The 13,731-nt window shown below is 63.6% G+C and carries 13 protein-coding genes; 8 read left to right on the forward strand and 5 right to left on the reverse strand.

Going from position 1 to position 13,731, the window contains the following annotated elements; all coding sequences use genetic code 11:
• Positions 1–51: 51 nt before the first annotated feature.
• Positions 52–1,587, forward strand: coding sequence for an MFS transporter (locus ACYG9Z_RS07435; protein ID WP_023751273.1), 1,536 nt, complete (start codon positions 52–54; stop codon positions 1,585–1,587).
• Between the two features lie 10 nt (positions 1,588–1,597).
• On the opposite strand, the gene ACYG9Z_RS07440 is transcribed toward ACYG9Z_RS07435, so the two are convergent.
• From ACYG9Z_RS07440 to ACYG9Z_RS07450, 3 genes are read right to left on the reverse strand one after another with little or no spacing between them, the layout of a single operon-like run.
• Complete coding sequence (locus ACYG9Z_RS07440) at positions 1,598–1,912, reverse strand: nuclear transport factor 2 family protein (RefSeq protein WP_031192978.1); 315 nt, start codon at positions 1,910–1,912, stop codon at positions 1,598–1,600.
• A complete protein-coding gene (locus ACYG9Z_RS07445; RefSeq protein WP_023705945.1) occupies positions 1,912–2,688 on the reverse strand; it encodes an esterase family protein in 777 nt (258 codons plus the stop codon). Before ACYG9Z_RS07445 ends, ACYG9Z_RS07440 begins: the two co-directional genes overlap by 1 nt.
• Positions 2,689–2,693: 5 nt before the next feature.
• Positions 2,694–3,860, reverse strand: coding sequence for an ATP-grasp domain-containing protein (locus ACYG9Z_RS07450; RefSeq protein WP_023751274.1), 1,167 nt, complete (start codon positions 3,858–3,860; stop codon positions 2,694–2,696).
• Between the two features lie 482 nt (positions 3,861–4,342).
• Between ACYG9Z_RS07450 and leuA the strand changes: the two genes are divergently transcribed.
• From leuA to ACYG9Z_RS07470, 4 genes are all read left to right on the forward strand, one after another.
• On the forward strand, positions 4,343–6,019 hold the full coding sequence (gene leuA, locus ACYG9Z_RS07455) for a 2-isopropylmalate synthase (RefSeq protein ID WP_023669962.1): 1,677 nt from the start codon (positions 4,343–4,345) through the stop codon (positions 6,017–6,019).
• A gap of 154 nt (positions 6,020–6,173) precedes the next feature.
• On the forward strand, positions 6,174–7,943 hold the full coding sequence (locus ACYG9Z_RS07460; protein WP_023751275.1) for a tetratricopeptide repeat protein: 1,770 nt from the start codon (positions 6,174–6,176) through the stop codon (positions 7,941–7,943).
• 103 nt (positions 7,944–8,046) lie between these two features.
• Complete coding sequence (locus ACYG9Z_RS07465) at positions 8,047–8,850, forward strand: alpha/beta fold hydrolase (protein WP_023751276.1); 804 nt, start codon at positions 8,047–8,049, stop codon at positions 8,848–8,850.
• Positions 8,851–8,934: 84 nt separating this feature from the next.
• Entirely contained in the window at positions 8,935–9,552 is a 618-nt protein-coding gene (locus tag ACYG9Z_RS07470; protein WP_023683637.1) for a hypothetical protein, read from the forward strand.
• On the opposite strand, the gene ACYG9Z_RS07475 is transcribed toward ACYG9Z_RS07470, so the two are convergent.
• Positions 9,553–10,479 carry a metallophosphoesterase family protein gene (locus ACYG9Z_RS07475; protein WP_023683636.1) on the reverse strand — a complete coding sequence of 309 codons (927 nt, stop codon included), beginning with the start codon at positions 10,477–10,479 and terminating at the stop codon, positions 9,553–9,555.
• Between the two features lie 71 nt (positions 10,480–10,550).
• Between ACYG9Z_RS07475 and ACYG9Z_RS07480 the strand changes: the two genes are divergently transcribed.
• Positions 10,551–11,051, forward strand: a complete 501-nt coding sequence (locus ACYG9Z_RS07480; RefSeq protein WP_031195394.1) for an NUDIX domain-containing protein — start codon at positions 10,551–10,553, stop codon at positions 11,049–11,051.
• Positions 11,052–11,067: 16 nt separating this feature from the next.
• On the opposite strand, the gene ACYG9Z_RS07485 is transcribed toward ACYG9Z_RS07480, so the two are convergent.
• Positions 11,068–12,054, reverse strand: a complete 987-nt coding sequence (locus tag ACYG9Z_RS07485) for a glutathione S-transferase family protein (protein ID WP_023751277.1) — start codon at positions 12,052–12,054, stop codon at positions 11,068–11,070.
• Between the two features lie 271 nt (positions 12,055–12,325).
• Between ACYG9Z_RS07485 and ACYG9Z_RS07490 the strand changes: the two genes are divergently transcribed.
• Positions 12,326–12,862 carry a GNAT family N-acetyltransferase gene (locus ACYG9Z_RS07490; protein ID WP_023669955.1) on the forward strand — a complete coding sequence of 179 codons (537 nt, stop codon included), beginning with the start codon at positions 12,326–12,328 and terminating at the stop codon, positions 12,860–12,862.
• 105 nt (positions 12,863–12,967) lie between these two features.
• Positions 12,968–13,729: a 3-hydroxyacyl-CoA dehydrogenase gene (locus tag ACYG9Z_RS07495; protein WP_023751278.1), complete on the forward strand. Its 762-nt coding sequence runs from the start codon at positions 12,968–12,970 to the stop codon at positions 13,727–13,729.
• The last annotated feature ends 2 nt before the right edge of the window (positions 13,730–13,731 follow it).

Below are 13,731 nucleotides of genomic sequence, written 5' to 3' on the forward strand. Positions count from 1 at the left end.
GCGCACCAAGCTTGCGGCAGGCCGGCGGATCCTGGTTCAGATAGGAAAATTATGACCCCGAAGACCACAAACGGCGCGGTCGCGCCATGGCTTGTCCTGTTGTCGGTATGCCTTGCCGCCATGACAATGCCCTTGACCTTCACCGGCCCGGCCGTCGCGCTTTCCCGCATTGCGGCCGACCTCGGCGGCAGCCCGATCGCGCTCAACTGGGTGACCAACGCCTTCATGCTGACCTTCGCCGCCACCTTGATGGCATCAGGCGCGCTGGCCGACAATCATGGCCGCAAGCGGCTCTTCCTTGTTGGCCTCGCCACCTATGTGCTGGCATCGCTGGGATCGATGTTTGCTCCTGATATCGTCTGGTTCGATGTGCTCAGGGCTGCGCAAGGGCTCGGCAGTGCCGCCGCCTTTGCCGGCGGCGCCTCCGCTCTTGCCCAGGAATTCGATGGGCCATTGCGGCTGCGCGCCTTCTCCTTCCTCGGCACCAGTTTCGGCATCGGCCTCGCTTTTGGGCCGATCGCGTCGGGCCTGCTCATAGATGCTTTCGGCTGGCGATCGATCTTCGTCTTGGTGGCAGTGCTCGCGATTGCAGCCGCTTTGCTCGGCCTGCGCACCATCAGGGAATCGCGCGATCCGGATGCGACCGGCCTCGACTGGGCGGGAGCCGGCACCTTTACGATCGCGCTGGCATCGCTGACCTACGGCGTGCTGCAAGCGCCGCAGAGCGGCTGGACCGATCCCCTGGTGATCGCGCTTCTCGTGGCGGCCGCCCTTTGCTTTGCCGCTTTCGTCGTCGTCGAGCGGCGCGTGCGCCGGCCGATGCTCGATCTCTCGCTGTTCCGCTTTCCCCGCTTCGTCGGCGTCCAGTTCCTGGCGGCCGCTCCCGCCTATGGCTTCGTCGTCCTGCTGGTGCTGTTGCCGATCCGCTTCATCGGCATCGAGGGGATGAGCGAGATCAAGGCGGGGCAGTTGATGATCTGCCTGTCGGGACCGCTGTTGATCCTGCCACTGCTCGCCGGCCAGGTAGCGCGCTGGATCGCTCCGGCAACGATCTGCGGTGTCGGCCTGCTTGTGGCCGCCGGCGGCCTTGTCTGGCTGAGCCTGACACCGCCTGTCGTCGCAGCGCTGGTGGCGCCGCTGATCCTCATCGGCGTCGGCATCGCCTTGCCCTGGGGGCTGATGGACGGACTTGCCGTCGGCGTCGTGCCGAAAGAGCGTGCCGGCATGGCGGTCGGCATCTTCAACACCACCCGCGTCGCTTGCGAAGGCGTGGCGCTGGCGATCGTCATGGCAGTCCTGTCGGGTTTCACGGCAGCCCAACTGGCGGCTCAGGGAACGGCGTCTTCCCTGGATGCAACCGCCGCCGCGCAGCTGCTGGTGACCGGCAACATCGGCGAAGCGGCAGCCCGCTTGCCGGGTGCCGGAGCCACGGTCCTGGTCCAGGCCTATGAGATCGCGTTCGACAGGCTGCTGATCGTGCTGGCGGCAATCACCATCGTCACCGCCCTTGTCGTCTTTCTCGGCTTGCGCCGTGGATGGGCGGTGGAACACGAGACCATTGCTCTGCCGGTTTGCCAGGAAGGGTAGCTGAGCCGCGTCAGGAGATGACGAGGCTCGCTATGCGGTGGCCGTCCAGCACGAAGGTCATGTCACCCTCGCCGTTGAAGCCATTGCCTTTCACGGCAATGCGGACGCGGTAGCTGCCCTCGACCTCGGCGATGCGGACAATGCGAAGATTGGACTTCACGCCGATATTGTCCGACTGGTTCCAGCGCGCGATCTGCTGGCGGCCTTGGAAGGACCGCCCCCAGTCGGTCAGGGACGCGTCGGCTGTGAACGTGTGGAGAACGGCTTCGCTATCACCCGCATTGGTGGCCTCGATAAAGCGGCGGATAGGTTCGGGTGTGGTCATCAATCGAGCCGGTGCATCAGATCATCATCCAGCCAGCGGCCGAAGAAATAGACCAGCTGCTTGTGCCACCATGGCCAGTCATGACTGACATCGCCGCCCCAATAGTCGACCCAGGCGGGAATGGATTTGTCGCGCAGGATCTGTTCCAGCCTGCGGGTCTCGACCAGCATCCGCTCTTCCCAGGCGCCCTGCCCGCAGCAGAAGATCATCCTCAGCGACTTCAGCCGGGCAAGCAGTTTTGGGTCTACGATGCCGGGCAGATAGTCGAGCGGCGAATTGTAGAAAATGTCGCCTTCCAGCACCTTGCCGAAGAAGTCGCCCGCCGAATAGACGCCCGACAGCGCGATGACGCCGCTGGCGAGTTCGGGAAAGCGAAAGACGAAGTTCGAGGAATGATAACCGCCCATCGAACAGCCGGTGAACAGCGGCTTTAATTTGCGCCCGCCATTGGCTTGCTCGGCGGTCGCCAGAAACTCCGGCAGCGCCTCCTCGCGCACATATCGGAAATAAGCCTCGTGGCGACCGATACGGTGGGCGGCGCCGGCATGCTTGTTGAAGAACGATTCCGAATCGACGCCGTCGACCGCGAACAGCTGGATGCGGCCGGTATCGATGAATTCGGCCAGCGCTCCAACCCCTCCGGAATCCTCGAATTGGTAGAACCGCCCCTGCGACGTCGGGAACACCACCACCGGCCGGCCGGCATGGCCGTAGCGCTTGTATTCCATGTCGCGGCCGAGATTGCCGGAGAAATGCTTGTGATAGGAGATGTCCATCGCGTTCAAGCCTTTTCCGCGTGGATGTAGGCGACGGCCGCGCGCAGTGCTGCTTCGTCTTTCGAGCGCATCTGGTAGGCGTAATTTCCCATGGCGCGGCTGAAAACCTCTTCTATCGGCTGATGATGGACGATCTTGTCGCGATGCGCGGCTATCACGTCCTCATGGCTGTGCAAATAGTGGAGGTGCTGCTTGCGGCTGGCATAGGCGGTGAAATATTTGCCCTCGTAGGGCCCGCCGGCGGCATCCTTCACCACCATGTCCGCCCAGGCCGCGTAAACGTCGATGTCGAACGTGTAGTTGATCGCATCGGTCATCCAGGCGCCGGGCGGCCGCATGTTGACCTCAAGCGCGATGACGCGGTCGTCCTTGGTTTCGAACAGCTCGATGTGGAAGAAGCGCTCGCGCACGTCGAACGCCTTGAGGATTTTGCGGCCGGCCTCTTCGATCGCCGGTCGGACCTTGGGAAAGCAGGTGTAGCTCATGTGGCGATCCTTGTTGACCACTTCCATGATGCTCTGGTCGTAGCGGTGGCTGGCCGCCAGCACCACCTCGCCGTCACGGTTGACCAGCCCATCGAAGGTCACCACCAGCCCCTCGATGAACTGCTCCATGACGAAGGTCACGTCCTCGGGCTTGTCTCTGAAAAACTGGTCAAGCTCCCTGGCGTTGGAAATCTTGAAGGTGTTCGAGGCGCCGGACCCGGAATCGGGCTTCACCACCACGGGATAGCCGACGCGGCGGATAAAGGTCATGGCGCCGGCCCGGTCGGAGCATTTGCGCTGGGCGATGGTGTCGACGCCGCTCTTGCGGAAGAATGCACGCATGCGGCTCTTGCGCTTCAAATTCTTCACGAAATCGAGCTTGGTGCCGTAGATGTTGAAGTCGGTGCGGATATTGGCCTCCAGCTCCAGCCAATGCTCGTTGAGGGACTCGAAGCGCTCGATCCGGCCCCATTTGTGGATGAAATGACCCATCGCCCGGAACACCGGATCGTAGTCCTCCATGTCGGCGATGCGGTAATATTCCGACAGGGCCGCCTTCAGCTTGCCGTCCAGCGCCTCATAAGGCGCATCGCCAATGCCCAGCACCGTAGCGCCGGCCTTTTTCAGCCGGTCGCAGAAATCGGCGCCGTTGGCGGGAAAATGCGGCGAGAAGAAAACAAAATTCACGGATGACCCCTCCGACGGCGAAGCATTGCGGCCCCGGCTACACGCAAGTCTGGCGCATTTGCCGCGCATGGGGAAGAGTGCTCGCGAGTGGTGGAATGGCAGCCCACTTGCCTGTCCATGGCGGCTCCTGTATGAACCCCGCCATGAACACGCGCGTCTCCTCCGTCGCTTCCCGTCCGACCGGCTTTGCCGGCGAGACCGTGCGCGCGCTGGCATCGACCCTGCTTCTTCTCGGCCTTATCGGCGATCGCCGGGTTCGCTGAAGGAGCGCCCGGCGGTCGAACCGCCGCTTACGCGCACGCTCCTTGGCCAGTTCAGAAATTGGCAATTCACATCAAGCGAACGAAAATCTGATAAGGCGCTGCTCGCCCTGGAATCCGTCCGAAGACCGATCCGCGAGCCGCCGGGAGAACAAGACGATGAACGCACGAGAAGACATCCGCGCCGGCGAAGCCGAAAGCGTAAAACGCGCGGCCGGCCACATGCCGGGCGCGGCCCGAAAATACCAGCCCTACCCGACGGTCGGTCTCACCGACCGCACCTGGCCCAACAAGGTCATCGACAAGGCACCGGTCTGGTGCTCGGTCGATTTGCGCGACGGCAACCAGGCGCTGATCGATCCGATGGGTCATGAGCGCAAGGCGCGCATGTTCGCCCTGCTGCTCGACATGGGTTTCAAGGAGATTGAGATAGGTTTCCCCTCGGCCTCGCAGACCGATTTCGATTTCGCCCGCTGGTGCATCGAGGAAGGCAATGTGCCGGCTGATGTTTCGCTACAGGTGCTGGTGCAGTGCCGTCCCGAACTCATCACCCGCACCTTCGAATCTCTGAAGGGCGCCACCAACCCGATCGTGCATTTCTACAATTCGACCAGCGAGTTGCAGCGTCGCGTCGTCTTCGAGAAGGATGTCGGCGGTATCAAGCGCATCGCCACCGACGCGGCCAAGATGATCACCGACATGGCGGCCAAGGCCGGCGGCGGTTATCGCTTCGAATATTCGCCGGAGAGCTTTACCGGCACCGAACTCGACGTGGCGCTGGAGATCTGCAACGCCGTCACCGAGATCGTCAGGCCGACGCCCGACAACAAGCTGATCATCAACCTGCCCTCGACGGTCGAGATGTCGACGCCCAACATCTACGCCGACCGTATCGAGTGGATGTGCCGTAACCTCGACAACCGTGAAAACTTGTTGATCTCGCTGCATCCCCACAATGACCGCGGCACCGGCATCGCCACCACCGAGCTCGGCCTGATGGCGGGTGCGGACCGCGTCGAAGGCACGCTGTTCGGCAATGGCGAGCGCACCGGCAATGTCGACATCGTGACGCTGGCGCTCAACATGTACACGCAAGGCGTCGATCCCCATCTGGATTGCTCGGACATCAACCGGATGAAGGACGTCTACGAATATTCCAACCAGCTGAAGATATCCGAACGCCATCCTTATGTCGGTGAACTGGTCTACACCGCCTTTTCCGGCTCGCACCAGGACGCCATCAACAAGGGCATGAAGGCCTTGAAGAAGGCCAACACGCCGGTCTGGGAAGTGCCCTATCTGCCGATCGATCCGGCCGATGTCGGGCGCAGCTACGAGGCGATCATCCGCATCAACTCACAGTCAGGCAAAGGCGGCATCGCCTATGTACTGCAGGCCGATTACGGCCTCAATCTGCCGCGCAACCTGCAGATCGAGTTCAGCCAGGAGATCCAGGCGATCACCGACGCCGAAGGCAAGGAAGTGCCGGCAAAACGCATCCATGACCGCTTTATCGAAACCTATGTCGACCAGCCCGGCGCACGACTGAAGTTCCTCGACCATCACACCTATCCCGATACCGAGAAAAAGGGCCGGCGCGTGGTCGAGGCGGTGATCCTCGACAACGGCAAGGAGACGACCATCGCCGGCTCCGGCACCGGCCCGATCGACGGCTTCGTCGATGCGCTGTCGCGTCATGTTGGCGTCGACATGTCGGTGCTTGATTATTCCGAACATTCGCTCCAGCGCGGCTCGAACGCCTCGGCGATTTCCTATGTCGAGATGGAATATCCCGGCGGCAAGCTGTTCGGCGCCGGCATCAACACCAACATCGTCGCCGCCTCGCTGGAAGCCGTTGTTTCGGCCGCCAACCGGATAATCGGCCGCAAGGCCGGCTGATATTTTCCCGGGCGCCGAATGTCCGGTCTTTTGTGTCAACCACCGGCAACTATCCGGTGTGTTACGCGATCGCATAACATAAGCATGCTTGTATGGAAGTGCAGGCTCTATATGATTGCGCCTCAACCTGTGCCGACTTCGAGAGGATCGACACTTGCAGCATGCCACGCCTGCCGCCCCCGCAGTGCGCGAGACACTGGAGCGACTGCTCGCCAGCGAAACGTTCGGACGTTCCGAGCGCGCGCGCAAGTTGCTGCGCTATCTTGTTGAGCGCGAGCAGGCCGGCGAAGCCGACAGGCTCAAGGGTTTCTCCATCGCCATGGACGTCTTCGGCAAGGACGGCGATTTCGATTCGTCGACCGACGCCGTTGTCCGGGTGCAGGCAGGCCGGCTGCGCGAACTTCTCCAGCATTATTTCGCCAATGAAGGCATAGCCGAACCGGTTCGCATTGCCATTCCGCGCGGCGGCTACGTGCCGTCCTATGAGCTCAACGCCATACGCCTGCCGGTTGGGCAGGAGCCGCTTGCGGCGGCGGTAGCCGCCTTGCCCGGATCGCCCGACCAGGCGGCTCTTGACGCCGTTCCCGCTGCCGCGACAGCTTCGGGGGTTACAGAACCTGGGCCTTCGCTGGCGCGCCATCTCCAGTTCTTCTGGGTCGCCATGACGCTGGTCATCCTCATGCTGGGCGTGCTCATCCTGCGCCAGGGCAGCGGCGCATTGCTTGCCAGCAGCGATCCGACCGCGGCGGTCGAGACCGCGGGCGTAACGAGCAGCATCGCATCGCCGTCGATGGAGGCCCTGCCCCTCGTCTACATCGCGGTGAAGGCCACCGGCCCCGAGGCCGGCCGCGTCGCCGCTTCGCTGCGCGCCGGCCTTGCCGGTTTCGACACGATCGACTTCATCGGCCGCGACGCCGACAGCAAGCGCGATCCGAGCACCGACCCGACCAGCTTCGTTTTCGATGTCCTGCCGGGACCAATGGCAGGTGACGTGACGCTCGAACTGCAGAGCGTGGCGACCGGCCGCGTGCTTTTGTCCCGCAGTCTGACGGCCGCCGACAGCGCACCTGGCACCGTCGAGGATCGTATCGCCGCCATCCTCAGCTCGACCGTTCCCGCCTCCGGCCCGCTCTACAGCTACATCGAACAGAACGGCATTCAGACCGGGCTGACGAGCTGCCTGATCCTCAACGACAGATACTATCTCGACCAGAGCACCAGGACGCACGAGGCCGCCTATCGCTGCCTGGACAACCTCGCCGGCCAGGGTGCGAAATCGTCGTTGGTCTATTCGGAACTGGCCTCCCTGACCCTTGAGGCCGCCACCGATCATTACGCCTATCCGCCTGGCGCGACGGTCGAACAAGCAATGTCTTTCGCCCATCGCGCCATCCAGATGGGACCGACCAGCCCCTATGCGCACCGCGCCTATGGCTACCTCAATTCGCGCCTCGGCAACACCGAGGAATCGATCCGCTGGATGCGCAAGGCCTATGAGCTCAACCCCTACGACCTCGGCATGGCTGCCGCTTACGGCTATGGCCTGATCTTTGCCGGCAAATATGCCGAGGGAACACCCATCCTGACCCATGCCGTCGAGACGTTCAGCGGCCATCCGACATGGTGGGATTTTGGGCTTTTCGCCGGGCAATTTATGCTGGGCGACATGAACAAGGCCGCGATAGCCAGCGAGTCGCTGCGCACGACGGCGATGAAATCGCATTATCTGGCGGCGCGGCTGATCGGCGCCAAGGCTGCCGGCCGCGAACAGCTGGCAGCCAAGCTTCTGGATGAGCTGACCACCAAATTCCCGAAATTCGCCGCCGATCCGCGCGCGGCCTTCGCTGAGCGCAAATATCCCGCCGATCTGACCGACCGGCTGGTTGAGGCGCTGCGCGCCGCGGGCCTCGGCAACGCCAGCTAGTCTTTCCGGATCGCGAAAACTTTACTGGCCATCGGTCTGGACTGGGAGCAATCCAGCCTCGATTCGAATTTCCTCTCCAGTCTTGCAATAATCGCACATTTTCATGGTCTCATCCCTCTATGTTGCCGAGCGGGGCGCCGGGCCGAAGACGGTCGTCCTGCTGCATGGCTTCGGTGGTTGCCATGATATCTGGGGCGAGGTGACCGCGTCGCTAGGGCCCGATGTCAGGACCTTGGCCTACGATCTTCCGGGACACGGACTGTCTCTCGAATTTCCTGGCAGCGGCCCGGCCAAAACAGCGGCGCGAGCGGTTCTCGCCGATATCGCCGCACGCGGGATAGCAAGGGTGCATGTCGCCGGTCATTCGATGGGCGGCGCGGTCGCCTCCCTGATGGCGCTTGCCGAGCCTGAAAGGATAGGCTCGCTGACGCTTCTGGCGCCGGGCGGTGTTGGCCCCGAGATCAACGGACCGCTGTTGCGCCGCTACGCCGCGGCCGCCGACAGACGGGAAATCCGCGCCTGCCTTGCCGCCATGTCGGGACCGCGAAGCCCGCCGCCCGAACGCATCGTTGGCGTCCTGGCGGACCTACGCCGTCGCCCCGGCCAGTTGCGCAAGCTGATTGAGATATCGGCCGTCATGACCAGGAACGAGCGGCAGGGGGTCATACCCCGCGAACAGCTGGACACCCTCGACATGCCGGTGATGGTGGTTTGGGGAACGGACGATCCGGTGCTGCCCTTTACCCAGGCTGATTGTCTGCCGGCGCATTTTCATATTCATCACGTGCTCGATGCCGGCCATATGCTGGTCGAGGAAGTGCCTGATGTGGTCGCCCAGGCCGTGCGCCGAAACATGGCACGCCGCGGCAGGCGCCTGCGTCCGACATTCGAGGCCGCGGCGAGCTAACTTACTTGCGCCCCGCATCTCGCCAGTGCATTTTGCCGCCGCCTGTGTTAACTCGCAATTAACCATATCAGCGAGGCGACGCCGATGAAGGACACTGGCGAAAACATCACCCCCATCGACACCTCCCGCAAACTGTCCGACGCCGTTCGCGATGTGAAAAATGCCTTCGCCGATCGCGACGATGTCGTGGTCGACATGCGCGAGGCGCACCGGATGCGGCTTGATCTGCTCGCGGCCGAGCTCGCCCCGGTCTTTGCCGACGTGCCCGCCGACATGGACAATTTCGACTTCGTCGTCTCCTCCGGCCTGCAGCCCCGCCTGTGGATCGACGCCGTCAGCCATGTCGCCATGGGGCGCGACCGCCGCACCTACCGCTTTCTCAGGGATACCCGCATCGGCCGCGTCGTGCTCGCCGAATCGACCGATATGAAACCGGTCGCCGATCAGGTCACGCGCTATGTGGCGGAGCGTATCGTCGAGCGCCAGCGCATGATGGAGGGCGGTGTCGAGCCGGCCGTCGCCGACCTGAAACGCGCCGCCGTGCCGGAAGCTGAGCCGCCCTTGCAAGCAGCCGTGCCCCGCAAGGGCTGGTCGACGTTCCTTTCCGGTCTCGGCTTGGTCGCCGCCGGCGCGCTTGTTGGCCTGGCGGTGGCGGCCGCCCTGTTTTGGGATCGCCTGATGGCGATGAAGATCAGCTTCTGATCAACGATCTGGAGGCCTCGGTGTCTGCGCGCCGAGTTCAATGACCTGCAGGTCCGATGGCGGCAAGGCCGGCCCGGTCAGGCCGCGCCGCGTCAGGCGAATCAGCCAATTGCCCTTCTCCCCGTCAATATCGAGCAGATTGTACTGTGCCGCCGGGTTCTTGCTGCCTGGCGACTGCCCGGCGGCGGCGACGCCGACGACCGGAATCCTGGCGCCGCGCCCGCCGATGAAGAACAGCGACGGCAGATGCGAATGGCCGTGCAGCACGAGTTCGGCGCCATGCCTATGAACGGTCTTGTGGAAGCGGGAGATGCCGAACAGGCGCTTTTGCTGGGCGACGGCGCCGCGCACCGGCGGATGATGGATCATGATCACCCGCAACAGGCCGCGTTTGTTCGTTGCGTCGAGCACTGTCGCCAGCCTTTGCGCCTGACCTTCGAGGAAGAAGCCGTTGGCCATGAACGGCGCCGTGGCGCGCGCCGTCGAAACGCCGATCAGCGCGACATTGCCGCGTACGCGCAGATAGGGAAAAGCGTTGCGGTCGATCGGCGCAGTCACGCCGTCGCCGCTCATCCACGCCGCCCAGGAGCGGCAGACCTTGTCGAAGGCGCCCGGCACATAGGCGTCGTGGTTGCCCGGCACCACCGAGACATCCTCCGGCGAACCCAGCGTCTCAAGCCAGTGCTTGGCCATCTCGATCTCGCCGTCGAGCGCCAGATTGACCAGATCGCCGGTAACGGTGAGGTGGTCGGGTGTGCTCGCCTTCATGTCGGCGACGATGGTGTCGATGACGGCATCGTGCATATGGCGGCGGCGGTTGCGCTGCCAGTTGACGTAGCCGACGACGCGCTTGGACGCGAGTTCGCGATAGGTTACACCGGGAAGCGGCCCCAGATGGACATCGGAAATATGCGCGAGCCTGAACATCCTTCCTTCATAGGCGACGCGCTCCCCGCTTTCCACTCACTGTTTCCTGCCCATCCACGGTTTCGCTAGTCATGGCTATATCGGACCCGGAGCAGGCGTTTCGCCAGACCGGCTGGGCAGGCCTCAGGGCAAGGCTGTTCCATCTCTATTTCCTGCTGCGGCGGCCGATGACGCTGGGCGTGCGCGGCCTGATCCACGATCGCGCCTCGAACACTGTCTTCCTCATCCGCCACACCTACGTTCCCGGCTGGCAATTGCCGGGCGGGGGCGTCGAAGTCGGCGAGACGCTCGGTGAGGCGCTGGTGCGCGAACTGGCCGAGGAAGGCAACATCGCGCTGACAGCCCAGCCGGTGCTGAAATCGATGCATTTCAACCGCCGCTCCAGCCGCCGCGACCATGTCGGCCTCTATCTCATCGAAACCTTCAACCAGACCGCGCCGAAACTGCCGGACCACGAGATCGCCGAAGCAGGCTTCTTTCCGCTCGACCGCTTGCCGCATGGCACGACGCCGGCGACGCTGCGGCGGCTTGCCGAGGTTTTTGAAGGCGAGCCGGTATCGCCGTACTGGTAGGCTGTCAATCCGATGCTCACGCCGCCTGCCTGAACCGCGCCCGGTCGTGCGGCGCGCCATAGTCGAGCCCAGGCCCGACCGGCACGATGCGCGTCGGGTTGATGCTCTCGTGGCTGCCGTAATAGTGCATTTTGATGTGGTGCAGGTTCACCGTGCCGGCGATACCGGGCACCTGGTAGAGGTCGCGCAGATAGTTCGAAAGGTTCGGATAGTCGGCGATGCGGCGCAGATTGCATTTGAAATGGCCGACATAGACCGGGTCGAAACGCACCAGCGTGGTGAACAGCCGCCAATCGGCCTCGGTGACACGCTCGCCAGTGAGATAGCGCTGTTTTGACAGTCGGCCCTCCAGCGTGTCGAGCGCCGCGAACAGCTCGCCGAACGCCTCTTCATAGGCCGCTTGCGTGGTGGCAAAGCCGGCGCGGTAGACGCCGTTGTTGACGGCGGGAAAGACCAGCGCATTGACCTTGTCGATCTCGCCGCGCAGGCTTGGCGGATAGGAATCGAGAGCGGCATCGCCCCACTCGTCGAAGGCCGAATTGAGCATGCGGATGATTTCGGCGGATTCGTTGGAGACGATGGTCTCTTCCTTCTTGTCCCACAGCACCGGCACCGAAACCCGGCCCGAATAGGCTGGATCGGCCTTGGTGTAGATCTGATGCACGAAGTCGAGGCCGTAGAGCGTGTCGCCGGTGGCGCCATCCTCGGCCAAAAACGCCCAGCCCTCAGCACCGAGGAAATGATGCACGGCTGAAACCGGGATGATGTCTTCTAGCTTCTTCAGCGCGCGAAAGATCAGCGTGCGGTGCGCCCACGGACAGGCGAGCGAGACATAAAGATGGTAGCGTCCGGGCTCGGCCTTGAAGCCGCGCGTACGACCTTGCGCTGGCGCGCCGTCGCGCGTGATCCAGTCACGCCACTGCGTCTCGGCGCGGATGAACCTGCCGCTGCTATCGACATTGGCCGGACGGTCCTGCCATTTGCCTTCGACCAGCAATCCCATACGAAATCTCCTTGCGTGCCTTGGCCAATCTAGTCGCAAGGCGGCAATGTCGAAGCCGTCATCTGCTGAACAGAGCGTCACTCGTATGAAACGCCGGATGAAAACAGCCGATTGCAGCCGCCGGAAATTGATGCTAGCGGACACTCCGCATGTTCGATCTTGGCTTGATCCGGTTTGACCGACGACGAAAGGGCGCCCGCGCTTAGAAAGCGCTGACTGGCGAACGCTGCCGCTTGCAGCAACCTTTCCTCTTTATCGGACCGCGAAGACCATGAGCCTTGCCGACGTGAAATACCTGCCGGAAACTCCGGCGCATGATCCCGAAATCGAAGCCATCAACGACGAAGCCTTTGGTCCGGGCCGTTTCGTGCTGGCCGCCTACAAGATCCGCGAGACCGGCGGCCACGAGCGCTCGCTATCCTTTGTCGCCATGGATGGCGACATTGTCATTGCTTCGGTGCGCATGACCCGCATCGCCGCCGGCGCCGGACGCGCGCTGATGCTGGGGCCGCTCGCCGTGCGGCCCGCCTTCAAGAATCTCGGTATCGGCCGCCGGCTCGTGGCGATCGCGCTGGAGGCGGCCGCCAAGGCCGGCGCGCCGGCGGTGATCCTTGTCGGCGACGAGCCTTATTACGGCCCGCTCGGCTTCAGAAAGATCCCCCGCGGCCAGATCTCCATGCCGCGCCCGGTCGACCTCGACCGGCTGCTGTCGCACGAGATCGTGCCCGGTGCCGTGGCGCGGCTCTCCGGCGAGGTCGGCCATGCCAGCCTTGCCAGGATCGCGGAGCAGGCACCAGTGATGGCCTGAGCTCCAGGATCGGTCGCGGCACCGGTCGCGATGGATCCCCATTGGTCAGGTTGCACCATGGCGGCGACCTCCGTAGCATGACCCGGACAGCACGGAGCACGCCGCATGAACCCTAACCGCCAGATTGCGATCGTAACCGGCGGCGGCTCCGGCCTCGGCGAGGCAACCGCCCGCGCGCTGGCCGACAAGGGCGCGCGCGTCGCCATTTTCGATATCGGCATCGACCGGGCATCGAAGGTGGCGGGCGACATTGGCGGCGCCGCCATCCAGTGCGATGTGAGCAGCGCCGACAGCGGTGCGGTCGCGGTCGCCGAGGTGGAAAAGAGACTTGGGCCAGCGCGCATCCTGGTCAATTGCGCGGGCATTGCCATCGGCGTGAAGACGATCGGCAAGGATGGTCCGCATCCGCTCGACCAGTACCGCAAGGTGATCGAGATCAATTTGATCGGCACCTTCAACATGATCCGACTCGTCGCCGACCGTGCCGCCAAACTCGAACCGCTGCAGGGCGGCGAGCGCGGCGTCATCGTCAACACCGCGTCGGTGGCCGCTTATGATGGCCAGATCGGCCAGGCCGCCTATGCCGCATCCAAGGGCGGCGTCGTCGGCATGACGCTGCCGGTTGCCCGCGACCTGGCGCGCTCCGGCATTCGCGTCTGCACCATCGCGCCCGGCATCTTCAAGACGCCAATGATGGCCGGCATGCCGCAGGAGGTGCAGGATTCGCTCGGCGCGGCCGTGCCCTTCCCGTCCCGCCTCGGCGAGCCGTCCGAATATGCCGCGCTCGCCATGCATATCGTAGAAAACCAGATGCTGAACGGCGAAACCATCCGCCTCGATGGGGCAATCCGCATGGCGCCGAAATAGAC

It is taken from the genome of Mesorhizobium sp. RSR380A (assembly GCF_054719385.1).